Origin of the sequence: Mesobacillus maritimus, assembly GCF_019749255.1 — a bacterium.
Taxonomy (GTDB): Bacteria; Bacillota; Bacilli; order Bacillales; family Cytobacillaceae; genus Mesobacillus_B; species Mesobacillus_B maritimus_A.
Genome location: NZ_JACWFH010000019.1, coordinates 26276 through 51575 on the forward strand (window position 1 = coordinate 26276; position 25300 = coordinate 51575).

At 39.3% G+C, this 25300-nt stretch carries 27 protein-coding genes and 3 pseudogenes; 15 read left to right on the plus strand and 15 right to left on the minus strand.

Annotated features, from left to right (window positions below):
* Positions 1 to 265 precede the first annotated feature (265 nt).
* Entirely contained in the window at positions 266 to 496 is a 231-nt protein-coding gene (locus H0185_RS14850) for a glutaredoxin family protein (RefSeq protein ID WP_221874297.1), read from the minus strand.
* A 268-nt stretch (positions 497 to 764) separates the two neighbouring features.
* Between H0185_RS14850 and H0185_RS14855 the strand changes: the two genes are divergently transcribed.
* Positions 765 to 974, plus strand: a complete 210-nt coding sequence (locus H0185_RS14855; RefSeq protein ID WP_221874298.1) for a hypothetical protein — start codon at positions 765 to 767, stop codon at positions 972 to 974.
* 91 nt (positions 975 to 1065) lie between these two features.
* On the opposite strand, the gene H0185_RS14860 is transcribed toward H0185_RS14855, so the two are convergent.
* From H0185_RS14860 to H0185_RS14875, 4 genes are read right to left on the minus strand one after another with little or no spacing between them, the layout of a single operon-like run.
* Positions 1066 to 1707 carry a pyridoxamine 5'-phosphate oxidase family protein gene (locus H0185_RS14860; protein ID WP_221874299.1) on the minus strand — a complete coding sequence of 214 codons (642 nt, stop codon included), beginning with the start codon at positions 1705 to 1707 and terminating at the stop codon, positions 1066 to 1068.
* Positions 1670 to 3106 (minus strand): M14 family zinc carboxypeptidase, encoded by a 1437-nt coding sequence (locus H0185_RS14865; protein ID WP_221874300.1) that lies wholly within the window; start codon positions 3104 to 3106, stop codon positions 1670 to 1672. The genes H0185_RS14860 and H0185_RS14865 overlap by 38 nt, the downstream gene beginning before the upstream one ends.
* Before the next feature lie 25 nt (positions 3107 to 3131).
* Complete coding sequence (locus H0185_RS14870) at positions 3132 to 4145, minus strand: FecCD family ABC transporter permease (RefSeq protein ID WP_425515833.1); 1014 nt, start codon at positions 4143 to 4145, stop codon at positions 3132 to 3134.
* A gap of 8 nt (positions 4146 to 4153) precedes the next feature.
* A complete protein-coding gene (locus H0185_RS14875; RefSeq protein WP_221874302.1) occupies positions 4154 to 5167 on the minus strand; it encodes a FecCD family ABC transporter permease in 1014 nt (337 codons plus the stop codon).
* A gap of 123 nt (positions 5168 to 5290) precedes the next feature.
* Between H0185_RS14875 and H0185_RS14880 the strand changes: the two genes are divergently transcribed.
* A complete protein-coding gene (locus tag H0185_RS14880) occupies positions 5291 to 6256 on the plus strand; it encodes an iron-hydroxamate ABC transporter substrate-binding protein (protein WP_221874303.1) in 966 nt (321 codons plus the stop codon).
* A 212-nt stretch (positions 6257 to 6468) separates the two neighbouring features.
* A complete protein-coding gene (locus H0185_RS14885; RefSeq protein WP_221874304.1) occupies positions 6469 to 7293 on the plus strand; it encodes an ABC transporter ATP-binding protein in 825 nt (274 codons plus the stop codon).
* Positions 7294 to 7554: 261 nt separating this feature from the next.
* On the opposite strand, the gene H0185_RS14890 is transcribed toward H0185_RS14885, so the two are convergent.
* Entirely contained in the window at positions 7555 to 7974 is a 420-nt protein-coding gene (locus tag H0185_RS14890) for a YtxH domain-containing protein (protein WP_221874305.1), read from the minus strand.
* Between the two features lie 188 nt (positions 7975 to 8162).
* Between H0185_RS14890 and H0185_RS14895 the strand changes: the two genes are divergently transcribed.
* The 8 genes from H0185_RS14895 (at position 8163) to H0185_RS14930 (ending at position 14260) form a co-directional block, all read left to right on the plus strand.
* Positions 8163 to 8360 (plus strand): PLD nuclease N-terminal domain-containing protein, encoded by a 198-nt coding sequence (locus H0185_RS14895; protein WP_221874306.1) that lies wholly within the window; start codon positions 8163 to 8165, stop codon positions 8358 to 8360.
* 15 nt (positions 8361 to 8375) lie between these two features.
* On the plus strand, positions 8376 to 9281 hold the full coding sequence (locus H0185_RS14900) for an ABC transporter ATP-binding protein (protein ID WP_221874307.1): 906 nt from the start codon (positions 8376 to 8378) through the stop codon (positions 9279 to 9281).
* Positions 9278 to 10045: an ABC transporter permease gene (locus H0185_RS14905; RefSeq protein WP_221874308.1), complete on the plus strand. Its 768-nt coding sequence runs from the start codon at positions 9278 to 9280 to the stop codon at positions 10043 to 10045. Before H0185_RS14900 ends, H0185_RS14905 begins: the two co-directional genes overlap by 4 nt.
* Before the next feature lie 136 nt (positions 10046 to 10181).
* Entirely contained in the window at positions 10182 to 11168 is a 987-nt protein-coding gene (locus H0185_RS14910) for a DUF4003 family protein (RefSeq protein WP_221874309.1), read from the plus strand.
* A 155-nt stretch (positions 11169 to 11323) separates the two neighbouring features.
* A complete protein-coding gene (locus tag H0185_RS14915) occupies positions 11324 to 11671 on the plus strand; it encodes a PadR family transcriptional regulator (protein ID WP_221874310.1) in 348 nt (115 codons plus the stop codon).
* Positions 11652 to 12290, plus strand: coding sequence for an HAAS signaling domain-containing protein (locus tag H0185_RS14920; RefSeq protein WP_221874311.1), 639 nt, complete (start codon positions 11652 to 11654; stop codon positions 12288 to 12290). The genes H0185_RS14915 and H0185_RS14920 overlap by 20 nt, the downstream gene beginning before the upstream one ends.
* A 69-nt stretch (positions 12291 to 12359) precedes the next feature.
* Positions 12360 to 13817 carry a DUF4153 domain-containing protein gene (locus tag H0185_RS14925; protein ID WP_221874312.1) on the plus strand — a complete coding sequence of 486 codons (1458 nt, stop codon included), beginning with the start codon at positions 12360 to 12362 and terminating at the stop codon, positions 13815 to 13817.
* Between the two features lie 23 nt (positions 13818 to 13840).
* Positions 13841 to 14260, plus strand: coding sequence for a hypothetical protein (locus H0185_RS14930; protein ID WP_221874313.1), 420 nt, complete (start codon positions 13841 to 13843; stop codon positions 14258 to 14260).
* A gap of 212 nt (positions 14261 to 14472) precedes the next feature.
* On the opposite strand, the gene H0185_RS14935 is transcribed toward H0185_RS14930, so the two are convergent.
* On the minus strand, positions 14473 to 15300 hold the full coding sequence (locus H0185_RS14935; RefSeq protein WP_221874314.1) for a GNAT family N-acetyltransferase: 828 nt from the start codon (positions 15298 to 15300) through the stop codon (positions 14473 to 14475).
* A gap of 264 nt (positions 15301 to 15564) precedes the next feature.
* Here H0185_RS14935 and H0185_RS14940 point away from each other — a divergent pair.
* A pseudogene (locus H0185_RS14940) lies at positions 15565 to 16387 on the plus strand (MBL fold metallo-hydrolase).
* Positions 16388 to 16456: 69 nt separating this feature from the next.
* On the opposite strand, the gene H0185_RS14945 reads toward H0185_RS14940, so the two are convergent.
* Entirely contained in the window at positions 16457 to 16942 is a 486-nt protein-coding gene (locus tag H0185_RS14945; protein ID WP_221874315.1) for a GNAT family N-acetyltransferase, read from the minus strand.
* A gap of 284 nt (positions 16943 to 17226) precedes the next feature.
* Between H0185_RS14945 and H0185_RS14950 the strand changes: the two genes are divergently transcribed.
* On the plus strand, positions 17227 to 17670 hold the full coding sequence (locus tag H0185_RS14950) for a MarR family winged helix-turn-helix transcriptional regulator (RefSeq protein ID WP_221874316.1): 444 nt from the start codon (positions 17227 to 17229) through the stop codon (positions 17668 to 17670).
* Positions 17671 to 17805: 135 nt separating this feature from the next.
* Positions 17806 to 18231, plus strand: a pseudogene (locus tag H0185_RS14955) (AhpC/TSA family protein); the annotation flags it as partial.
* Between the two features lie 447 nt (positions 18232 to 18678).
* Here H0185_RS14955 and H0185_RS14960 read toward each other — a convergent pair.
* From H0185_RS14960 to H0185_RS14975, 4 genes and pseudogenes are all read right to left on the minus strand, one after another.
* Positions 18679 to 18825: pseudogene (locus H0185_RS14960) on the minus strand (hotdog family protein); the annotation flags it as partial.
* Positions 18826 to 18866: 41 nt separating this feature from the next.
* Positions 18867 to 20714, minus strand: a complete 1848-nt coding sequence (locus H0185_RS14965) for a dihydroorotate dehydrogenase (protein WP_221874317.1) — start codon at positions 20712 to 20714, stop codon at positions 18867 to 18869.
* A gap of 152 nt (positions 20715 to 20866) precedes the next feature.
* Positions 20867 to 21586, minus strand: a complete 720-nt coding sequence (locus tag H0185_RS14970) for a 3-ketoacyl-ACP reductase (RefSeq protein ID WP_221874318.1) — start codon at positions 21584 to 21586, stop codon at positions 20867 to 20869.
* A 157-nt stretch (positions 21587 to 21743) separates the two neighbouring features.
* Positions 21744 to 22535, minus strand: a complete 792-nt coding sequence (locus H0185_RS14975) for a DUF2935 domain-containing protein (protein WP_221874319.1) — start codon at positions 22533 to 22535, stop codon at positions 21744 to 21746.
* Between the two features lie 540 nt (positions 22536 to 23075).
* Between H0185_RS14975 and H0185_RS14980 the strand changes: the two genes are divergently transcribed.
* A complete protein-coding gene (locus H0185_RS14980; protein ID WP_221874320.1) occupies positions 23076 to 23465 on the plus strand; it encodes a hypothetical protein in 390 nt (129 codons plus the stop codon).
* 56 nt (positions 23466 to 23521) lie between these two features.
* On the opposite strand, the gene H0185_RS14985 is transcribed toward H0185_RS14980, so the two are convergent.
* From H0185_RS14985 to H0185_RS14995, 3 genes are read right to left on the minus strand one after another with little or no spacing between them, the layout of a single operon-like run.
* A complete protein-coding gene (locus H0185_RS14985; RefSeq protein ID WP_221874321.1) occupies positions 23522 to 23815 on the minus strand; it encodes a hypothetical protein in 294 nt (97 codons plus the stop codon).
* Positions 23816 to 23839: 24 nt separating this feature from the next.
* Positions 23840 to 24037, minus strand: coding sequence for a hypothetical protein (locus H0185_RS14990; RefSeq protein WP_221874322.1), 198 nt, complete (start codon positions 24035 to 24037; stop codon positions 23840 to 23842).
* A gap of 48 nt (positions 24038 to 24085) precedes the next feature.
* On the minus strand, positions 24086 to 25285 hold the full coding sequence (locus H0185_RS14995; protein WP_221874323.1) for a DUF4085 family protein: 1200 nt from the start codon (positions 25283 to 25285) through the stop codon (positions 24086 to 24088).
* Positions 25286 to 25300 lie beyond the last annotated feature (15 nt).

The window sequence follows — 25300 nt, forward strand, 5'->3', positions numbered from 1 at the left end:
TCTTAAATGACTGATTAGGAGTTTTATGTTTTACGTTAATGAGTTAATAGGAAACTACTAACTTAGAAAAGAATGTCTTTTATTTTCCCATGAAGTTCAGTTACAAAACCTCGTTTTCCACTTCTTACGAAAAACCAACCTAAATGCTTGTAAAAATTGTCCTCTAATCACGACCACTAATCATCCTGCAGGAGAACCAAAAAAACTCGATCCTGTGGACCGAGCTTTTGGTTGCAGCGAGAAGCATCAAATGCTCCTCCCTCCCCTATTTCACAAGTTTCATAAGCTTTTCTGGATCAAAGCCGAGGACCCACTCACCATTTACCTTTGTTTGTGGTACACCCATCTGGCCAGTTTCTTCAACAAGCTTTCGAGCTGCGACAGGGTCTGTCTGCACATTTACTTCTTTGTATGATAATCCTTGAGCCTCAAGGAATTCTTTCATCATTGTGCAGTACGGTCAAGTATTGGTTGAATACACAGTAATATCATTCATTTGGTTTCCCTCCTTCCACTTTTTATACCCAAATAGGTATTTTAGATTGTCCTAGCACTACTGTCAATTCATCTGCACAGCAGAATCACCTAGATACATCTTTGTTTTTCCCTTTATGGATGAAAAAAATGAAAATCTCGTTTGGCTGTTGTTTCGGTTGGTTTTTTGATTTCTAATTTTCAATAAATTGTAAAAAAATACACCGTTTCATGTTCAAATACATCATATAATAAAGGTGAAAAGAGGAATAAGAAAGGAGGGATTGACTATGTCTTCCATTGATTTTGATGATTTTTACAGGATCTGTAGCGATTCAAACTTTGAAGCAGTCCAGGAGGATGTCATCATACTCTCACGTAAAAAACACCAAATCCTTAACTCCAAAGTGAAACAAAGCACACCACGCCTGGAAGACTTCGAAAAGAGTCTAGACAATCATGCAGCACACTCGCAAAAAGATCAGACTGTACTCCAATAAAACAAAATGGCAGGTAACGAAAATGTTCTTTTCCAAAAAGAAAACCCCTTAGTTTGTTCTTAGCATTTGTGAACAAACTAGGGGGTTTCGTTTAATAAAGCTTTGTTGAGTAATTTATTTGTAGTGCTTCGTTTAGTTCTTTTTCAGTTTTGTTGGGAAGTTTCGAATGAGCTAAGAGAATTTTTGCTGCATTTGGCAATATCTCTTTTTGACTCCACGTTTCTGGTTCCCATAGTCCAGAACGTTTCATTGCTTTTGCACAATGGATAAAGCATTCTTCTACTTCAATGCCAATTCCAATCTGAGGCTTCTTTCCATTAACGGCCATTCGTTCAAGGAGAACATCATCTTTCACCAATGAGGCCTTTCCATTCACTCTTAACGTTTCTCCTAATCCTGGGATTAGAAACAAGAGACCAGCCTTCGGGTTGGATAGAATATTCCGCAACGTATCCATTCGTTTATTGCCTGGTCGTTCTGGAATCACAAGATGCTTGTCATCCAGGATAAGAGCAAAGCCTGGTTGGTCCCCTCGAGGTGAAACATCATTATTACCAAACTCATCAGAAGTTGAAATCACTAAAAAAGGTGAACGAGATATAAAATCCTGACAATGTTCATCTAGGTTGGAGATCACCTTTCTTTTCACTAACTCACTTGACTCCCCCATCATTGAACGTAATTCGTCTTCACTTTCAATCTTGTCTTTCCATATTAATGTAGTGTCCGACATCTTCTCCCTCTCCCCCTTGCTTCCATCCTATGGATTCGGCAACGATTAGCCCACTTTCTACTTGGATCCGCACTAGTTTTTGAATTGGAATAAAAGAATAATCTAGTTCCTCTTCAAGAGTATCGCAATATTCCTTTAAGTAGCGCTCCCCTTTTTCGTGGGTTTCCTTTAGTTTGCGGATTGCCTCTTCCTCTTTTGCGTCTAGTTTTTGGAGCCTTTCTAGCTCAAATTCACATGTACGAACCGTTAATCCTAAGTATAATCCGTTATAAAACTTAGCGCCATATAGGTTATCAAAAACCTCAGCTATTTTCGCTGGTTGCTCAAATTCGGGATTACTTTCGGCCCAGTTTATTTTCGCTTCGCTTCCATTCAGTATATACTGAATCACTTCATCTACCAGTTTAACAAATGGATTTTTATCAGTTATATAAGAGCGAACTTCAGTTAACATTTGATCTAAGGTAGTAAAATGAGTTTGGGACATTTCTACACTTTTTAAAATGGCTTCTTTTCGTGTCATCTCACTATCACTCATATCCTCAATCCGTGAATCGAAGAAATATGGAAGCTCCGTTAGCAAGGTTACGCAATCTTTTGTGATGGTCGAGGCGTAGTCTGAACTTGAAGTACCATTTTTAATCTTCGGAGTTTCTCCCGTAAATTTTTCAGTAAAATCATAAGCATCAGCAATGTTCATTGTTTTAAAAATTGCCGGTGAAAACTTTGTAATAAACGGCTCCTCAGGTTCCCCTAAACTTAGAGGAATGTCTTGTTTTAGCGCTGATTGCCTCAGTGGTTCATACAAGTCTGGAAGATCATGCGTGATGTACCAATACGCGCCGCCAAACCCGGCATTATGAAGAGAATACATAAAATCAGGCTTCGTCTCTTGGATGATCTTCATCAATGCTTGTGTTTCAGGAAGCGGTTCTTGAAAATGGAGCTCTTTGTAGTCAATCGGAAACGTCCATTCTACCTGTTCGTAGCCGATCGGACGATAATAATTCTTGGTATAGGTATAGACGTTAAACGGTCCCTTGAACCAATCTTCATTCAGACGTACCCCATCTGGATCAATGCATTTGATGATGTACCAGGTAAAGCCTAAGTCTTCTCGCAAGTCATCATTTTCTGCTAAAGCACGAGAAAAGTACTCGAGGGTCATCGCTCCAATTGGTTCATTCGGGTGAGGACAGGCAAAGCATAACGCATTCTTTGGTCCATCTCCGATTTTCATACATAAAATAGAATGTCCCGCTCGAGATGTTCCAGCTTCAAACAGTGTGACAATATCAGGGAACTCTTCAGCTAGTTTCACACTGCTCTCATCAAGTTCATCTACTGTTAGAAAAGCGTTGTAATCGGGAACTTGATCGACTACAGATTGAAATTTCATGTAAAAGTTTCCTTTCCAGCTTGGTTTACTTGGTTTTTATTAATAAATACACAAAATAAGGTGCACTTAAGATCGAGACAATAATGCCGACCGGAATTTCTGTTGGAGCTAATAAATTCTTTCCGATTGTATCCGACACCATTAACAGTAAGGCTCCTAGGAGGGTTGAGACTGGAATGATATATTGATGCAACGGTCCCATTATTTTTCGCGCAATATGCGGAATAACCAAGCCTAAAAAAGCAATTCCCCCACCTGCTGCAACGGCCGCACCGGCTAAGGCAACGGCGATAAATAATAAGAACATCCTTTCTCTTTCAACCGAAGTTCCTAAACCTGAAGCTACTTCATCGCCTAAATTCATCACATTGAGTGACTGGGCTTTATGAAGCGCAATTGGAATTAAAATCAGCATCCACGGTAATAAAGCGAGCACCATATTCCAATTGGCGTTCCATATGTCCCCGGTTAGCCAAACCGTCGCTTGGCGGAAATCCTGCGGATCCATTTTTAATTGGAAGATGGTTAGAAAAGCAGCAAATCCAGCGTTGACACCAATTCCCACCAACACAAGGCGAATCGGGTTCACACCCTTTTTCCACGCTAAGGCATAAATGAGAACGGCAGCCACCATTGCGCCAATTAAGGCTGCGACAGGCATGATAAAAATCGAGAACGAACTCGTTGGGTCTAGTTGATTTTTAAAGAAAAATAGAAATAACACGACCGCTAGACCAGCACCGGTATTGATTCCTAAAATCCCAGGGTCAGCAAGCTCATTTTGTGTGATTCCTTGCAAGATAACCCCCGATACCGCTAGCCCTGCCCCGATAAGAAGCGCTAACAAAATTCCTGGTAATCGGAAATCAAATAACACAAGTTCCTGTCGACTAGTCCCTTGATTTAGGAAGGTTTTGATGACTTCACTCGGGGAAATAGTAATCACCCCCGTACTTAAGCTGACAAAGAACATCACGACAATGAGCGTTGCTAATAAGATGAGAACCGTCGATAATCTCTTCTTTTTCTTCATTTCAATAGAATTCATTATTTTCCACCTCCGCTACCGCGAGCTAAGTACAGGAAGAATGGTACGCCTATAAGGGAGGTAATTGCGCCAACAGGTGTTTCAAAGGGAGCATTGACCAGTCTTGAAACCACATCCGATAAAACAAGCAATAACGCTCCAAAGAGAATTGAAGTCGGAATGATCCAGCGGTAATCAGTTCCGATAATAAATCTCGTAATATGGGGAACAATGAGTCCGACAAAACCTACAGCTCCCCCGACCGAAACCGCGGCCCCTGTGAGGATTAAAATCGAGACAATCCCAAGAATTTTAATCAACATGTTATTTTGCCCTAAGCCTATGGCCATGTCTTCACCTAAACTGAGCACAGTGATTGATTTTGATATCGATAGCGCTAAAAGCAACCCTATCACACCCGAAATCAACAAAATCTGAACAGATGTCCAACTGGTTCCATCCAGTCCCCCTGCAAGCCAAAAGCCCATTTCTTTTTCTAAATTAAAATGTAGGGAGATAATAGAAGAAACTGAACGTAACATCGTTCCTATCGCCACACCTGCTAGCGCAAGTTTTACAGGCGTTAACCCCCCAGCTGAAAAGGAACCAATGGTAAAAATCAAGGCCACTGCCAAACCGGCACCAACAAACGATGAACCAATAAGCCCTAGGTTTGAAAGACTTGGGGAAAATGCTAGCATCAGCACAAGTGCAAACGCCGCTCCGTCTGTCACCCCCATGATGGAAGGAGAAGCTAGAGGGTTACGGGTCATTCCTTGCATAATTGCACCTGATACCGCTAAAAAAGCACCAACGAACGCTGCGGAGATTGCCCGAGGTAACCGTAACTCTTGAATGACTTGATGGGAGGTTTGCTCTGGATCAAATTGAAAGACTGCTTGCCAAACTGTTGTAAAATCTATATTGGTTGATCCATACGAAACGGATACACCGATTGAAACAATTAAAGCAAGGAAGGTGAAAAAATTAATCATGATTTTTGTACTATTCGATTGATGAATAAATGATCGCATTGCTCTCTCCTGTTTCTACAGAGTTCATTAATTTGTCAAAAAAGAAAGAAACATTTAATTGACTATGTAATTGAAAATGATTATCATTGACAGTGAAATTATACCATAAAAGGAGAAATACATATGAAAAAGAATATGAAGTTTCGTCGACTTTTTTTCACAATCGTTATGAGTTTGCTCGTCCTTATTATCTCTGCATGTGGAAACGATGATGCATCCCCAGAACCTGAATCAGAGGGTGGCACCGAAAGCAGTGACGTGACTCTCGATTCGGGGATGGGTGAAGTCACCCTTCCGGGAAATGCAGAAAAAATAATGGCACCTTTTCATGAAGACGCTTTACTTGCATTGGGTGTTACTCCAGTGGCAAAATGGGCCATTGGTCAAAGTGTTCAAGACTATTTAGAGAAAGACTTGAAAGATGTCCCAAGCATTGAATGGAATCTTCCATTAGAGCAGGTTCTAAGCCATGAGCCGGACCTCATTATTTTACAAAATAATATGGATAGCTATGAAGGTTCCTTTGACGATTATAACAAAATTGCGCCAACTTATGTGATGAAAGAAGAAACAGTTGGTGACTGGCGAAAGCAAATCGAGACATTTGGAACGATTCTTGGCAAAGAAGATGCAGCAAAAAAAGCGATAAGTGACTACGAAGAAAAAGTAGCAGACGCTAAGGAGCAAATAGCAGAAGGACTTGGCGACGAAACGGCAGCTGTGATTTGGGCAGTAGGCAATCAATTCTTCTTATTTGAACAAAATCGTCATAGTGCCGAGGTCCTCTACTCTGAGTTAGGCGTAAAACAGCCAAAACTTATTGAAGAATTAGGTGAGGCGGATGCGGCAGCATGGAATCCAATTTCCGTAGAGAAACTTTCTGAGCTTGATGCTGACCATGTCATTCTTTTAGCTTTAGAGGGTGAACAAGGAATTGAAACATTAGAGAAAAGTTCAGTATGGCAAAGTACACCAGCCGCGAAAAAAGCTAATGTCCATCTTATCAACGATCCAAGTAACTGGACTAACAAAGGACTTATCGCTTCCCAAGAAACAATTGATGATGTGTTAAGTGCTTTGGTGAAATAACCTTATAACATTGTATGAATACCTTATCAGTGCTGTCCCCTCTTTCAATCAAGAAGGGACAGCATTTTCTTTTATTACCACTTGTAAAATGTGTCTATTTTTCAAATGATAATTAGTATCATTGACTGTTATGCTGAAAGGAAATAGAATAGGGATATACAATTCGGTCACACATGTGTGTTAGATGCGCACATTAAAGGGGAGAGATTCCAATGCATTCATTATCAGCAAAGGATTTAACATTGGGTTACGGAGAGACAACAATTATTGAAGATTTAGATATAGAGATTCCTAAAGGTGAAATCACCGTGTTAATTGGTGGGAATGGTTGTGGGAAATCCACCTTATTGCGTTCCTTGGCACGCTTACTCAAGCCTAAAAGTGGGACGGTTCTTTTAAATGGCGCAGAGATTGCCAAAATGAAAACAAAGGAAATTGCGAAAAAGCTTGCGATTCTGCCTCAAAGCCCGGTCACTCCTGAAGGCTTGACGGTGTATGAGCTCGTGAAGCAAGGTAGACACCCACATCGTTCGATGATGAAGCAGTGGACAAAAGAAGATGAAAACGCTGTTCAACAAGCGCTTGAATCCACAAATATTCTCCATCTTCAAGATCGTGCGGTTGATTCATTGTCAGGCGGTCAACGCCAACGTGCTTGGATTGCGTTAACCTTGGCACAGCAAACCGATATCATTTTATTAGATGAACCTACTACCTATTTAGATATGACACATCAAATCGAAATCCTCGATTTATTGTTTGATTTAAACGAGCAAAAAGGCCATACAGTTGTGATGGTGTTGCATGATTTAAACTTAGCTAGTCGTTATGCACACCATATGGTAGCAGTGAAAGACAAAAAGATTTATGCACAAGGAAAACCAGAGGACATCATCACTTGTGAACTAGTCCATGACGTCTTCCAAATGAAGTGCAATATTTCTTGTGATCCGATTTTCGGAACTCCTGTCTGCGTACCGCACGGCAAAGGTCGTTCGATTGCACCAAAACAAACGAAACGAGTTTCAGTAATATAATATAGGGAAGCAGAGAAGTCGGACTTCTGCTTCCTTTTTTATGTGATTCATTATATGGATCAACATTTCTATTTGCTGGCGGTTTTCTTCGGGCTTCATGAGAGCTTCTTGGTGACATTTTCAACCTAGAGCGTCTTTAGGCATCATGTACGCTTTTTGGTGACCGTTTTTCATTTTCAGTTAGCATCAACGCTCTATATTTTACAACAATTTCCTAGAAAATGGAGGAAGAAACCGGGAGGCTCTTTTCCTCCCTACCTCTTACCTTAACTCTTTTACACTTTCTGCCATTTCATTTAGCTCATGTTCGACGATTTCTAGTATTTCCTCTCTTGCATGCTTTCCTTCATTCGTAAGATCTCTTACTATTTTCTTTAACTCATCAACACTCACACTAGCCTTGTTGATTGCCTTGGTTGCTTCATTGCTCACGTTTTCGCTTTTTTCTTTTACCGATTGTGAAATGGTTGATGTACTATCATTTACATTTTCAGAAAGCTCTTCTAATTTACTTGTTAATTCATTCTTTATTTCTGCTGTTTTCTGTTTCCCTTTATTCAGCTGATTACCGATGTCTTTTCGTATTTGATTCCCTGATTTAGGAGTCACAAGTAATGTCGCTGTCGCTCCTACTGCTGCTCCAACAACCGTACCCCATGCAAGATTTGTTTGTTTTTTCATTTCAATCAGCTCCCTTTCTAGTAGTTATCTATTCTATTACCTATTTTTCTAGTGATGAAACTCTTTTTTGTTTTTACATTCTAAGAAGCCCTTATCAATAAAACATATTTATTTTAATTGGATGTGCTTACCGGAAAAGGTAGAATAGAAGTAGAATACATCAAATAAGGTGTAAAGGAGAAAATACAATGGGATTAGCAGAGGTAAATTGGGCTCTAGTTTCGCCTTTAATTGGGATTCAAGTTATTCTCATCATCATTGCTTTAATAGACTTATCAAAATCTGAAAGAACGAACGGTCCTAAATGGATGTGGGTTCTCATCTCTCTCTTCGTTAGTATTATCGGGCCTATTTTATATTTCACGATTGGGAAAAGGCATGACTAAGAAGGAGGGATGAGGATGAAAATAGTTGAAGTGAAATCACTATCGAAAAATTTTACCCATCATATGGCCGTAAAAGACCTCTCCTTTACCATTGAGGAAGGAAGATGTGTCGCTTTACTTGGTCCGAACGGTGCGGGTAAAACAACGACATTAGAAATGCTTGCTGGCTTGCAAAAACCAACAAAAGGCACCATCTCATTTCTGAATGCTAAAAAAGGGGATTACCGGGAGCAGATCGGCTATTTGTCCCAACATCCGGTTTTCTATCCGTGGATGAATGCAGAAGAATTCCTACTGTTTATCGGCGAATTATCGGGTTTATCGAAAGCAGAAGCGATGAAACGAACAGATGAATTGCTTGAGATTGTGGGGATTGCACATAGCAAAAAACGCAGAATTGGTGGATACTCAGGTGGCATGAAGCAGCGACTTGGAATCGCTCAAGCAATGATTCACGAACCCAAGCTGCTGATGCTTGACGAGCCTGTTTCAGCACTTGACCCTGTCGGACGGAGAGAAGTTCTTGAAATGATGAAATTGCTTAAAAAGAAAATGACCATTCTCTTCTCCACCCATATTCTTCATGATGCTGAGGAAATTTGTGATGATGTCATTATGATACACGATGGAAATTTAGCAGTCTCTGGTTCCCTTCCTGAACTCCGCCGCAAGTATCAAGAGGATGTTATTAAAATTTCTGCTGAGGAAAACTTAGAAGAATGGGCAAAGACAATTGCTACATGGGAGGTCGTTTCCAAAGTAGAATACAGAGATGGCTCAGTGGAGGTTTTTGTAAAGGATGTTGCTGCTGCCCGTAGCCCATTGCTTGCAGAAATCAAGGCCAAACAAATCCCTGTCACAAGCTTTACAGTGGGTCATACGACACTTGAAGACCTCTTCATGAAGGTGGTGGGGAAATGAAGAAATGGGTTGTTTTATTTCGCAAAGAATGGCTCGAAATGTCTCGCAATTATAAAATCATCTGGGTTCCGCTTGTGTTTATTTTATTTGGACTCTTGCAGCCGGTGACCAATTACTATATGCCCGACATCTTAAAAAACGCTAGTGATCTCCCAGAAGGCACCATCATTGAAATCCCTCTCCCCTCTAGCGGTGAAGTTCTTGCACAAACACTTGGCCAGTTCAATCAGATGGGTGTACTCGTGCTCGTGCTTGCTTTTATGGGCATCGTTTCAGCTGAACGTAAAAGTGGGATGATTAAAGCGATTCTCGTCAAGCCAGTTGCTTATTCTTCTTATATCACCGCAAAATGGTTGAGTGCTATACTCCTAAGCGCTGCATCGATCGCTCTAGGCATGGTTGCATCCTGGTATTATACCGGACTGCTGATTGATCCTTATCCTTTCATAAATCTTGTTAAAGGAACCGGACTCTATCTTGGTTGGATTGTATTTTTACTAACATTCACTGTTTTCCTTAGCAGTCGTTTGAATAGCAGTGGTCTTGTCGCCGTTTGCGCACTTTTAGTAAGTATTCTTTTATCGCTTTCCACATCGCTCCTCGGGAAATGGATGGAATGGAGTCCTGCTCAACTAACAACTGCTGCATCTTCCTTTTTGGTGGATGGACGTGTTGAAGGTCCCCTCTTCCTTCCCCTTGTGATCACTGGAGTACTTGTGGTTATATTTCTTTTTCTCTCAACCACAAACTGGCAAAGGAAATAATCAGAGGTTTTATCATCGGCAGAGGAAGAAGTTCCCCTGCCTTTTTCACGCCCTAAGCCTTCAAGAATGGAACTTTCTGAAAGTTCATCCGTATTAACAAATAATAGAGGAAATTACGAAAGGTGGTCTTTTTAGAATGCTCACTCAATCCATTCGGGAACGGTTGGCCCTTTTTAAAGAAATCTACGCTGAACTATATACAGAATTAAAGTGGAAATGTGATAAACGGTCTCTCATGCTCATTGCCGCGATGTATGTGACCAATTCAAAGGAATTTCAACTACACCGGTTCCTAGAACTAGCGGATTATATTAAAAATGAGGTTGGTCTTTTTTCACACTTGAGAACGGCTCACCGCTTTACGGTAGCCGCTACATTAGAAACAACCACCGACACCCCTAAAGAACATTTCGCTCATTTTTCTACTATCTATCAAAAATTAATCGACAATGGCTATAGCCGCGCTGTTTATTCCTACATCGCTGCGGGGACGCTTCTTAAAATAGAACCTCATAAGGTGGAGGAATATGCACAAAAAACAGTGGACTTATATAAAGGGATGAGAGAACATCACCCTTTCTTAACAAACTCTGGCGATTATCCTTTGGCTTCAATCCTTGCTACTTTAGATAAAAATAAAGAAGACATTCTACTACATGTCGAAGAACATTATCACGCTTTAAAGCAAAAAGGATTTACCATTGGCAATGACCTGCAGTTTTTAAGCCATATCCTTGCTTTAAATGAGGAGCAGAAGCCGGACGAAAGTGCACAAAAATGCGTTGAAGTGAAGACTCTCCTTGAAAAAGCAAAATTCAAATCCAAAAAGATGTATTATCCTTATATCGGAATGCTCTCTTATTTAGAGCAAGTTGAGAGCGAAATGAATCATCTCGTTGCCATTTATGAAGACCTAAACAATGATCGCCTGTTTAAATGGAATAAAGATGTTAATTTTATGCTTAGTGTTCTCTTTTTAATGAGTGATAAAGCGCTGCTAACGGAGGCTGCAACGACTGGTTTAAACACAACCATCGAAGTTTTACTTCAAGCCCAACAAGCAGCGATGACAGCGAGCATGACCGCAGCCGTTGCAGCGAACAACGCAAATAATGGTGGTTGATACAGGAGCCGTTTCTCACAAAGAGAAAACGGCTTTCTTTCATTCCCGCGTTTCACACGGAAAAAATATCCACATCCTCTAAATCATCCCCTTTACAATTTCTTCCCTACGTTGTAGAATCTCTATATACATAAAAACTCTAGGTAGGTGAAAAGATGTTTAATCGGGAATTGGTGAAAGGCAGTACCTCCCTTTTGTTGCTTCAGCTCCTTGAGGAGCGAGACATGTACGGATATGAGCTCGTAAAAGAACTAGAGAAGCGTAGTGGAAATGAATTTTCCGTGAAGGAAGGGACATTGTACCCGGCACTACACAAGCTTGAAAAGCAGGAATACATTGAATGCTATTGGCAGGAACAAGAAAAAGGTCCAGCACGGAAGTATTACCGGATTACAGAAGCAGGAAAAGACATGCTCCTTGAAAAAACCAATGAATGGAATAACTTTGTTTCGGTCATGAACAAGTTGATGGGGAGAAAAAATCATGGAAGTGTTAAAGAATGAGTTCCTAACAAGTTTATCAAAGTGTCTTGGCGATCATCCAGATAAACAATCCATTTTAACTGAATATGATGTCCATCTTGATGAACTTCTTGGCGAGCTTTATCACTTAAATGATGAGTCAGAAATGCGTTCACACATCTATTCTAGGTTTGGAACTCCGGAAGAGATTGCTGCCATGTGGAAAGAAGAGCTTTCCGTGACGCCAAGCAATATGAAATGGTTGTTTATCCTTGTGAATATCTTCTTTTTTGCTGGTGGGGGTGCCCTCACCCTGGCACATAACGTGTTAGAGTGGAACTGGCTAACGAATCTTTGGTTTAAACTGACCTCCTTCCCAATCTTGATTGCTTTTGTTTACATGCTCTTTTGGGCGTTGCTTGGCTATGAAATTGGCAGAGGTTTTGGTCATAAAGGCAAAAAGCTGATGAGGCGGACGTTCATTCTTGCCTTAATTCCAAACTTAACTTTGATGGTGTTAACTGTATTCCGCATTATTCCTCACGAATGGTTTTATCCGTTACTGCAGGAAACCTTTATCGGACTCTGCATTCTGTTGACTACTCTCTTATACCCCCTATGCCTCATTAGCTATAGGTGGGGGAAAAAAGCTTCTGTATAAGCTTTTTTTTGAGCATATACATAGAAATTCTATATACAAAGAAAACCTATATTATTTGGGGGTAATCACATGGAAATGAAGCTAGAAAAGAAGGATTGGCTGTTTTTGTTGTTGTGTCTTATTTTAGGAATCGTTGCGGAAGAAGCCTTTTTCCGTGACCAAATTGGGATTTCCTACTTTGTGTTTATAAGTGTATTTTACGCAATTTTTTACTGGCGCTTTCGTAGGTTTTCTTTCTCCCACCAACGTGTTGGGTACTTGGTATTAATTTCGATTTGGCTCTTGTCTGCTGGCTATTATCTTTATGATGTAACGGCTTTTTACGCTTTAAATATCCTTTTGATTCCGGCAATGGTCATTTTTCACCTATCATTAATTACGTCACCACAGAAAATGGAATGGAATAAGCTAAGCTTCCTTTTTTATGCTTTTTTGCGCCTTGGAAATGGACTTCTCTACCCTTTCCACTTCATCGCCCACCTGAGTGGAAGTCTAAAAAAGAGCAGCCATCCAGAGAAATATGTTGTTTGGAAAAAGGTTCTGATTGGAATTGCCATTTCCATTCCGATTTTATTTGTCATCTTAAATCTATTGGTTTCGGCTGATGCCCAATTTGAACGACTTTTAAGTAACTTTCCAGAACTGCTAAATGTTAACCCAGAAACGATTTTCCGTATCATCGTGATTCTACTTTACACTTTTGGTTTCTTTGGTTTCATGCAGATTCTTCTGCATAAAAATATCAAAGCAATCCCGAAAGAAGGAATTCCCAAGTCGATGTCACTCGACGGGATCATCACTCTGACTGTGTTATTGCTGCTTGATTTGGTTTATGTATTATTTGTTGCTGTTCAATTCAAGTACTTTTTCAGTGGCACCCTTGAGGGTGGTTACACGTATGCGGAATATGCGCGGCGCGGCTTTTTTGAATTATTGTTTGTTACCTTGATTAATCTGACGGTCACAATGGTTGTGATTCAATTTACGAAAAGCGCTCTTGGAGTTTTGAAAAAAGCGATTCAGTCTGCTTTAACTATTCTTGTTTTATCAAGCGGAGTTTTACTAGTCTCAGCATTCATGCGAATGGCGATGTATGAGGATGCATATGGGTTTACCTTCCTACGAGTGTTGGTGACTGCTTTCATGATATTCCTGATGGTCATCTTTACCTATACACTCGTGAAAATCTGGCTGGAGCGATTATCTTTATTCCACTTTTATTTCATGGCTTCAATCATTTTTTATACAGGCATCAATCTCGTCAACCTGGACCAAATTGTCGTGGATCGCAATATTGCTCGCTATGAATCAACTGGGAAAATAGACATCCAATATTTAAGCAACTTGTCATCGACTGGAGTACTCGGTTTAATCCAACTTTATGAAAAGCATCCTGATGTTCCAGGATTGGAAGAGTTATTAAAACAGCGTAAGGACGATAGACAGTATATAAAAAGTGATACATGGCAGTCTCATAATCTTGTAAGAGATAGAGCTTATGAAAAGCTTGGAGAATTGGAGTTGTAATGAAGGAAAAGGAGACTAGTAAAATGAAACGATTATCTTTATTGCTTAGCACCCTGTTTTTCTTAGGTATTTTATCTTCTTGTACCAATGAAACTGGCACACCCATTCTACCCACTGAAAATAATATGATTATTCATATTAACAACAAAGCTGATTTTGAATTTTATGGATTAGAATTAGCTGTTCTTCATCATTCACAAGGTAGCGTGAATGCAGATGGTTCTAAGATTGGCAAAGATGAGAATCTAACGTTTGAATTCCGAAAAGAAGATTTTGAGTTAGAGGGTAGCGCCAACATGGAAGTATTTATTTTAACAAAACATAATGGTGAACGTATCCCATTAAGTAAAAAAGTCACACTTGAATTGCATCCGAATCAAGTGGTTTCCTTTGAACTGACAGGTGAATCAATGAGAGAAGCAGAATTAAAGAGAGTAAATTAAAAGGATAGCGTAAAAAATCGGAGCTTGGTATCAAGCTCCGATTTTCTAATTAGATTCAACATTGGCCTAACCTCAAATATCGCCAAACTAATTACAAATACCGCCATTGAGAGGATAAAAGGGATCGTTAAAAGAAATCTCCACCCAGCAGCATGCTCAACAGCCGATAAATTTAGCCGGGATATTCTAAATTCTTACTAGGGAGGACCTTATTAATAATTGTATTTATAGTAATCCTGAGAATGGTACGTTTTGAACCCAATAGACTCATACAATCCTAGTGCATGGGCGTTTTTCGCCTCGACCTCTAGGAAAACAGGCAACCCTTTTTGCTGTTCCATTTTTACTACTTTGGAAAGAGCTTTTCTGCCAATTCCTTTGCCGCGTAGTTCTGGATATACGACAAATCCATAAATCCAAGCTTCCCCATGCAATTCTGATACGCGCATCTTTCCTGCGATTCTTCCTTCCACTTCAATGATGAATTTTTGCTCGTTGCTGTTTTCACTAATGCTAGTTTGCATTTCCTTTGCTTGCTTCTCACTCATCCCAAAGCCGGAAATCTCTAGCTGAATCTCTGCATCATAGTCTTCCTTTGAAACCGAGTGTCTAACAGTAATGCTGTCGTCATCGATTAAATCGGTTTGATGCCATTTCATTTGATATTCCGCTAACGCAAAGCTACATGGAACGTTTGATAGAAAACCCTTGGCTGACTGAGAATCAGTAGGCGCATTTAAAAGGATGGTTGAGATTTCTTGTTTCTTTGCTTCTTCAATTCCCATTTTCAGTAAGCTTGAAAAGATTCCTTTTCTTCGATAATCTGGATGCACCATCCCACAGAGTTCGATTTTATTCCCGAACCCATAGCTACCAAGAAAGCCGACAAGCTTCCCCTCTTCGTAATGAAAGAAGTCTTCCTTTTTCCCCTCGGTTCGGTTCGCTAACATATCAAGATTTAGCTTTAACTGAAATTCCCCGTCTTTTTCACAGATTTCTTGTAGCTGTTGTATGTCCGTTAATTGTTTAGTTGTTAGCATGCTCTTACCCCTACTCTACTAAAATTCTTTTTATAACTGATTAACTGCTAGAATGGGAATTCCCAATCTTGTCATCTACTCCCATTCTATTTTGATTATACCGAAAATTCCTGTTAGTGGAAGTTGTAAAAATTATTAAGTTGAGTTCACCTCTGGGATTAAAGCAACGATTCCTTCATCATCCTTTGATAAAAATGAATGAATATTCACTCAACTTGTGTTAAAATTTTACTAAATCAAAAGGGCAAGTGGAGGGACATATACATGCTAGTAAAAAGAAGCTTTGAACAACAAAGCATCAACAATGTTACGTTTGGAAACGGCACGGTAGCGGTTCAAGGGGTAAAGCTAAATGTTCATTGCTTCGTTATAGATGGCGTGTTAATTGATACGGGGGCACAGTCGTTAGCAAAGGAATTCAAACCATTCTTTGACAAACAAGAAATCGATCAAGTGGTTATCACACATTTTCATGAAGATCATACAGGTTGCGCCGCTTATTTGCAAAAACAGCTTCAAGTACCGATTTATATGAGTGAGCTCAAGCTAGACTATTGTAAACAGAAGCCAGATTATCCTTTGTACCGCAAATATTTTTGGGGAAAGCGGGCTCCATTTCACGCCAAAGCCAATAGGCAAAACCTTTACATCTCGTCATGCTATATGGGATGTGATTGAAACACCTGGGCATGCTATTGATCATTTGTCGTTTTTAAATCGTGAAACGGGTCAACTTTTTACAGGAGATTTGTATTGCCAAGAGAAAACCAAAGTTGTTTTACGTGAAGAAAGCATTCCATCCTTGATTCATTCCTTAAAAACAGTGTTAACCTATGATTTCGAAGAAGTATTTTGCTGCCATGCAGGCTATTTGAAAAATGGTCGTTCGGCTCTACAGAGAAAGCTAGAGTATTTAGGAAATCTACAAGGAAACATTCTCAAGCTCCATGAAGCAGGCGATTCTCCAAGTGAAATCAAGGCGAAGCTTTTTCCTAAAAAATACCCCATCATCTTTTTCTCTTCAGGAGAGTGGGATTCGTTGCATATTATTAATTCTGTGATTCAAGAACAATCATTGTCAGTTTAAAAGCAAAGGTCAGTTCCTTTTGCTTACAACGAAGCTGAGGAAATTGCCTTGTGATGGTTTAGAAGGCATTTATAAATGTTTAATAGAATAAATGGATTGTTCTGCGCAAAATCTAATCGTTGTTCGTTCTAATTCCATCCCTAACCGTTCTAAGAGTCTACACGAAAAAGTATTTTTCGATTGTGTTTCTGCAACTACTTTTGGAAGATTCAATTCATTGAAAGCAAATTGAAGAACTCTTTTTACCACTTCGGTGCCATAACCTGCTCCCCACCACTTTGGTAATAATTGATAAGAAAGTTCAAGATCATCACCATCGTGGTGAGGGTCAAGGGAAACGAACCCAATAAACTCATTTGTGTTTTTTTCTCTAATAACCCAATAATAAGAAGTTGCTGTTGGATCAACCATTTCGTTTAATATACCTTCCATGGAAGCTACTGTAGGAACGCCACCGAGAAATTTTCTCACTTCAGGATTTATAAATAATCTTTTAACCTCTTCACTGTCCGAAGTTCGTAAGGTATTGATCAAACATCTTTTTGTTTCGAACAATCTATTCCCTCCTTTGACCCATACTCTCTTCAAGCTATCGAAACCCATAGTGGTATAAACAAATATAACTCCAACTCTACAATTACTATTTTTTTCCTGAACTCCATTTTGAGAATCCTACAACCACTTCTAACTTATTCTATTTATTTTACTATTAAAAACGAGACCTTGTCCTATAGATTTACGTGACCATATATCAGCTTCCTCCTCCCTCTTGACTTTCTTGTGAGTGGATAAGATAATTAAATTGTGCACAATTTAATTGCGAAGGAGATAATACCTCTATGGAAAGTGAACAATTTTTAAAGTTGGATAATCAACTATGCTTTGCTATTTATGCGTGTTCACGAGAAATCACACGTTTGTATCGTCCTTTTTTAGATGAGTTAGGCATCACTTATCCGCAATTTTTAACGTTGACGGTTCTTTGGGAACATAAACGTTTAACGGTAAAGGAAATTGGCGAACGTCTCTTCTTAGATAGCGGGACACTAACACCGATGTTAAAAAGAATGGAAGCAATGGAGTTAGTAAAAAGAGTCCGAGGAACTGAAGATGAACGCAAGGTTTATATTGCCCTGACCGAGCGGGGAGAACAGCTGCGGGAAGATGCGTTAAACTTACCGGAGAAGTGCATTCCTCATTTTGGTTTAACAAAAGACGAATACTCGGGGTTATTGAACCAAATGAACCAAATGATTGAAAGTCTACAAAAAGTAACGCGTTAAATACAACAATGAGGTGAAAGCATGGATATTGCATTACAAAGACCTTTTCATGAAAATCAGAACTTTCGTGAGATCTTAAACGGGCAAAAAAGCTTAGTTGTTTTCGTCCGCCATCCTGGTTGACCGGTTTGTCGAGAAATACTCACGCAGTTGCGTGAGCGATACCAAGAAGTAGCTGCAACTGGTTATCAAATTATCATCATTGCCCCTTCGAATCGTTCTTTCTTAGAACAATTTGATGAAGCGTTTGGGCCTTATCCGTTTCCAATCTACGGCGATCCAGACCGGGCACTTTATCGTGAAATGGGACATGTGAGCATGGCAAAAACGAAGCTTCTTCTTACAGCTGGAAAAGCCTTGTTAAAAGGCGGCTCTAAGACCTTCCTTCCTAGTGATGAAAAGCAACAAAACTTAGTCAAAAAAGCCATGAAGACGCATGATATTTACATTCAAGGTGGATCTTGGCTGTTTAATGAACAAGGTGAAGTGATTTGGAGTCATATTGACACTGCGCCAGAAGACCATGCAACGATTGACCAACTTTTAGAACAAATGAAATAGATTCAAAAAAGGAAACGATGAGCCATTGCTCTTACGTTTCCTTTTTTATTCGTTTAGCTATGTTAAATAATATTGTTTTTTTATAAAAACAGATAAAGAAGTAGTAAAAACATTACGATATAAGTTAATAACCAAGTTCTTTTTCTTCGTATTCTTTCTTCATTTTTTTAATACAACGTGTAAGAGTGTATACGAATGCAAAAATAATTAGTATAGACGAAAAAAGTTTCCAATCAAAATCAGGTAGCATAGAATACGCCCTAAATATAATATTACTTCCAATTACCATTAAAAACAAAGTTAGAAAATAATAAATACGCACATAACTACTATAGTTTAGTAGACTTATGCTCCACCATTTTCTTCTTTTTTCCATAGAGACATCACTTCCAAAAAAATTTTTATTATATATTAAACTCATTTGGTGATTTTTTACAGTTTGATTTTATTTTTATCTCCACCCACCTTGGTTGGCAATGTCGCAGTCAACAAACCTTGAACGACAAGTCTCCCCTGTTCATCTGGTTCAACATGGTGAAGGCCTTCATCCCCAGAAAGCTTGCTAAACAGCTCAACATCCTCTGGTGTAAACGTATATGATCTCTCCTACTTTTAATGTCAATGTTAGTCCTCCTTTATTTTCTAGGACGAGCTCTTGTCCCGGCTTTTAAGAAAGGATATGAAAATACTAATCCCAATATATAGAGAATGACTAATAAGTATACAGGCAGTAAATGGATAAAAGGTGTGTAGCCAATGTAAATATGCGTTCCGATTCCTGTGATGAACGCTGGCAAGGCTCCTAGTGCGAGCGTATTCCAAATCCAACGTTCTCCTTGTCGGAAACCCCACAGCGAAATCATCAAGACAAGTAAGCCAACACTGACAAGGGCACTGCCAAAGCCTGCTCGGTCATGGGCGATAACTGGGATTAAATTTTGACTAATGCTTTCTATCATTTCCGGTGACATACATAAGAAGCTTAAGTCCGTTGACACAAATACCTTGGAAACACCGATTATGCTAATTACAATTCCACCGATTGTGATTAAAAAGCCAAGGATGACGAACATTAGTTGACCATAAAGAGCGTATTTCCAAGCTTGGTCATTTTGTCCATGACTGGAAGATGGGGAACCTATCACTTTTTTCCCTTCTTTAAAGCTAAAATAATAGATTGGCAGCAAGATTAGCCAAAATAAACCATGTAGCCAATCAAAATACCCATAGCCGATAAAAAGGAAGATGCCTATAAAACCCACGATTGCTGCGCTATGAAAAGCAATCTTTGCATAATGCAGATTGTTTTTTATTCCGTGTCGGGCAAGCTGGATATAGAGGATTCCCCCCGATATCATCGTTCCGGCGAGCGCCATTCGATCATGGGACATAAAGGCTAAAATGAGAGGATTTACTTGTAACAAATCAGCCCTTGTGATTCCGATAAAGGATTCATCGTAAGGAAGGATGATACTCGTGAAAGCAAAATATAAAGCAATTATTCCGGCGGTAAGGATAGCTAGTCCAAACAGAAAGGACCAGTACCAGGTTGTGGCGTCATTTACTTGGACTTCTTCATATAAAATTTTTTCATGAATTCGCTTTGGCAATCCTGGACCCGCTTGTACATACCCCTCTGTTAAAAGCAATAAATCTGCACCAGCATGAATAAGGGAATCCCCTTCCTCTGGAGTCTCTACTCCACCTGCAGTGATGACCGTTAAATCAGGATAGAGATTCTTCACCCGTTTAACACTCTTGGCTAAGCATACATGTGCATTATCCGCTTCATGCCAATAATCTCCATCCGTTTGACGGGGTGCATTCACGACAATCCCAGCTAGACCTGATGTTTTTATGAACGGCCCTAACTCTTTATCGTTCATTTCATCAGCGAAGCATGTTACATAAAAAGGACGCTCCGAAAAGATTTCACTTTTATCTAGATATGTACGAAACTGTTCACTCGTTCCGATAAAAGCGTCCACAAACGGGGTTAAATGGTTGGCGATGATGCTCAATTCGTTTTTGGTAACTTGTGAATCAATTTTAGCGAATATAGGAATTTGTATGTTCAGTCTCGTTAGTTTTTTAATCGCTAGTTTGAGAGGAACTTTCTCTTGATAAGTTGAAAAAAGTATATGATGATTGTCCCTTTTAGGTTCACTTTGGGATGTAGGTTCGTTCAGCACAATTGGTCCGATTTCTAAAAAGCCAAACCCTAGTTCTTGAAAAGCATTCGTACCTGACAAATGAGGATCGATATCGCCACTTAAACCAATTGGAGAAGAATAAAGCGTATGATTCACTAGCTTTTGAAGGTCCGGTGAAGGTCGCATATGTCCTAAAAACCCAATAAGTCCCCGCCCACCAGGAATTGACGCAATGGTACTCATTGAGTTATGTATGAACTCTCTGCTAGTTTTCGGACTGAGTTTATCTATGACAAGCTTTTTTAGTGGATGATACGACCAATCTGGCATAAGCAACACCTTCTGCACTCATTTTGGCCGCCCTAGCAGCCTGATTTTATTTTATTCTATCATGTTGATGGACCTCTATCATCAACCTAACGTTTAAAAGCAGGGAAACCCCTGCTTATTTGCTTTGGCCTCCCCGATGGATGAGGGTATGTTTAAAACGGATTTGTTGCCCACTGTGCAGAGGTTTTAATGAAGATACGCTGCTCTAGCTGAAGCAAGCCGACAATATGTTCCGCAATATCTTCTGCTTGCATAAATTTGTTTGGGTCTCGAGGCTCAGAATCTCGTCCGCGAGTAAACTCTGTATCAACAAGACTTGGTGTAAGCACGCTAACACGAATATTGTGGCCGCGTACTTCTTGCATGAGGGACTCGCTCATTCCAATCACTGCGAATTTGGAGGCACTATAGGCGCTAGAACCCTCCGTGCCTTTTAGGCCAGACATCGAAGATATATTAATGATGTCCCCTTTGTTTTTCTGGATCATTCCTGGTAGTGCTGCTTTGGTGACGTAGACAATTCCCATGACATTGGTGTCCAGGACGTTTTTCCACTCATCCGTTGAAAGCTCCATAAAAGAACCTCTTGCCCCAACACCAGCATTATTAATGAGAATATCAATGCCTCCAAGTTGGTCTTCAATTTTACTGACTGCTTGTTGAACCTCTGTTTCGTTGGCTACATCAGCAGTGGCTGTAACAAAGGTTGCCCCAAGTTCATTTAATTCTTTCCGAATTGAATCAAAGCTTGCCTCTGAACGTGCAATTAATCCAAGCTCAACACCTTGCTTCGCGAGCGCCAGCGCGGTTGCCCGCCCAATCCCTCTACTTCCACCTGTAATCAGTGCTTTTTTCCCTTTTAATGATTGCATCAGCTTCATCCCTCCATAAAAAGTACGTTTCCCTCATTCTAACGATTAAAATTGATAAGTTCAAAACATCCGCAAGGCACAGAGAGATTATGGTTTTATTATGAAGAGATAAGCCGATGCACAGCAAACGATCTAGGAAACACGAAAATTATAAGTGCTATTTCCCTGAAGTAAGACTTGCCTCAAACATATCTATGATCGACAAAAAGCGTTCCGCTTCACGGAAGGTGTGATCGGCTAGCAATGGGTGAATATTGCTCTTGATTCTACAAGCTTCAATTAACTCTCTCGCCGTTTTCTTAAAATCACGTAGAGCAACGACGGATACACGATTTTGGTCTAGGAATTGATCTAGAATTGGTGGTGTTTCAGATTGAGGACGCATGGAATCTAAATCAATGGCTTGAAAAACAAGCTGGTCAAAGTCATGACTAAATTCTCTGGCTTGTTCCACTAATTTCCTTTCAGATGGGTCAAGAAGGTGTCCGATAAACTTGGAATGGTCTGCCATAATTTTTAGAAAGAAGACATTTTCCTTAATAATGGCTTCAGGCAAAGGCACAATTCTTCCTTCATTTAATTCTTTTAAGCGATTCGCAAAATAGGCTGCTTCTCGGCTGATGTGATCAACAAGCAAAGGAAAGTTATTGGACTGAATCTCACACCGCAAAACTAACCCCAAAACTTTTCGTTTATAAGCCCAGATGGAAGCAGCTGCCTGATACACGTAATTGTTAAAAGTTCGGATTGACTGTGGATCAGAGTTGGGAGAATAACGACTCAGCTGTTCTTCAATTCTCTCAAATAAAGTAATATGTTGTTGCGCTTCCTGAATTAGTTGTGAGTCATTAAAACTGAATCCAAGGCTTAAAAACAAAGCATGTTCCTTCATTATCCTTGACCAAAAACGAATTTCATCAAGCGACCGAGAAACAAACTCATTGGACATTACTTCACCCCTCAAAAGTATTTCCCCAATTAGAGTGTATTCGCATAATGCTTATACAAATTCTTCCACTCCATTTTTTATTAAGAAAGTTGTTTCTGGTACAAAAAAAACCACCATAAGATGGTGGCCCAACAACTCTGAACAAATGAATAAGGACATTAGGTTAAATGCTTTGTACAATGATACAAAATACAATCCCATGTATTTTCTGCGAATGTTAATAGAGTGATAGAGGTATTGTCGATAATAACTTCTCCGGAAGTAGTCGTTGCAGTCTACCAAATTAAACTTCAATGCTGATGTAATCAACTAGCAATGGATAGTTGTGCTAGTGAACTTTTCTCTTAAAAATATCACGAAGAATGACCTAATTATCAGATAAATAGTAATACAAAATTTGGAATTTTATGATACAATTATGAAGCTCTATTTTTTTCTTGTTCAACTAAGGGAGTAATTCATCATTGAGCGAGTTATTATGAATCTTAAGATGAGGTGACATGATTGTATTACGCAAGGGCTCAGAGGCGGCTTTTAGGTATGTTGTTGTTCGTACCTTTAGTTTCAATAACAGTCGAGGATTTTCCCAAATGGTTACAATTAGCACAAATATTATTGGCCTTTTTTATATTTATAGCCCTCTTGGTGGAATTTAAGTTTGATATAGATGAAGGTTATTTAACTTATCAAATTATGTTCTTTCATTTACCAATTTACAAAAAGAAGGTTCATTATCATGATATAAAAAGTATGAAGTTTAAACGTATCGGCTGGGCAAAGAAATGTGTCATAATAAAAACTGAAAAAGGATTTAATTTTAGAATAGCAAATTTCTATCCAAGCAAAATTTATCTTGATTTATCTAATTTTGCTAAAGAAAATGGTATCCCTGTATCAAAGTCTAAGGATTACATTATTTTAGAGAAGTAAAATGGTTTGGGTCATGAACGAACAAGGGGAATGTCAGTGTAAACCTGACATTCCCTTTATTTATTTTTTACAATTTCTAAAATATAGAAGGTAAGAAGTGTGTTGATTGGGATAAAAAAACCTAAAACGAAAATCCCTAAACTACCGAAGAATCCTTGTGTTTGCTTATGAAAGGTTTGAACATCTACCTGGTAGAGCACAGCTGTTGCTAAGGATAGAATAAGAGTATTGATCATTAAGGAAACCAATAGCGCCACCCTTTTATTACTCTTCTTTTTCCATATCCTCATGCTGGTTAGCGTTGAAACAAGGAAGGAGAATAGAATGATGACGAAAAACGTTGGTAACATGAATCCCTCCTCCCCCTTCTTTTTTTACAACTGGTTGTTATGGGCTTCTTTCTTTTTCTTGATGACTACTAGAACACTTAAAATCAAAAGAACAGAACCTAATACTAAGGAAAGCAATGAAAAGATAAATCTTTCATTCCAATTGTAATAGGCTTGGATAAAACTCATAAAAACGAATAGAACCGAAAAATATAGGTGTAAAGTTGATACATTTTTTAACAAATTGATGACACTCCTTGATGCTAAGATGGCTATTTTTTTATGTACAAACTACTCTAGTAAACTTTTGAATTTTTCAATGACGGCTTCTGTTAAAATTCCTTCACTGTGAAAATGGTTGGTAGATACACTTAAAATCATTTCATTTTCCTCGGTCACCTGAATTTCTAGCAAAATCTCATTGATGATGTCTGCTAGCTCTTTTGGTTGATGATACATCGTATTCCATGCACGAACTTGCCATTTTAATTCATCACTTAATGCAGCTTGTTTGAGTTCGTCTGTTTGAACAGGTTCGTTTGCTTGTTCATACGGATCTTCGTAAACGTCCGTGTAGATGTACTCAATTGGATTCCGTTCTTCTGTATCGTATGTAAAGCGTTCGGTTCCTACTGTAACAATCAGTTCACTTGGACCATACTCTATTTCCCCATTTTCAATACTAATTTTACCATCTAAAGATTGAATCGCGCACGTTACATCCGGGGTTATGAGCCAATAAGATTGATCTGGATGTAGCTGTTCCGTATAAGCTGTTAAGGAGGTTACTTCTAGCTTTTCTTCATCTCTCAAACTCATAAAAAGCCTAGGGCGATAATAATAGCGAGCATCCAAACCTTCCATTTCGATTGTCCATTCATCTTCGGGGCTTTCAAACAAAATTTTGAAGGCAAAGCCGTTATCGGTTTTCTGTAGCTCGTTATAAACCAACCATTGCCCCACTTCAATTGGTTGGTCGCTTACTTCACTACTCACCTTTTTAAAACTAAAATGAATCAGTGCTTTCGTTGAAAAGCCACCATCTGTGTTGAGATACAAATGGAGAGTGTTTCCCTCCCTTTCAATCCGCTCAATCGTCGAATCATGCAAACTTTCTGCAAAGATTTCCTGAACGCTACTAGGCAAATAGGCCACAGCCTGTTTTGTTTGTTTATAAGCAGCATCTAACACACGCTCAAATTCCCTGTCTCTGGCTCTCATCCATTGTAAATAATCTTCGCGAACGTGTTTTGGCAAAGTAGGCTGATTCAATTGCCCATTTTCTACATAGTGCAGGAAACGACTAGGCAAGATCTGAAGGAGTTCCTGTTTTACCTCTTCAAGATCGGCTTTCAATCGCCCCTGAAGATCTTCCCCTTCTTCCTCTGCTTCTCTTAACGTGATTTCCCATTCTTCATCCGATTCATGAATTGGCAGGAGATTACATGTTAAAAATGTTTCTTTTGCTTCTTTTGTGAGATTCCACCTCAAGTCAACTCACCTCCT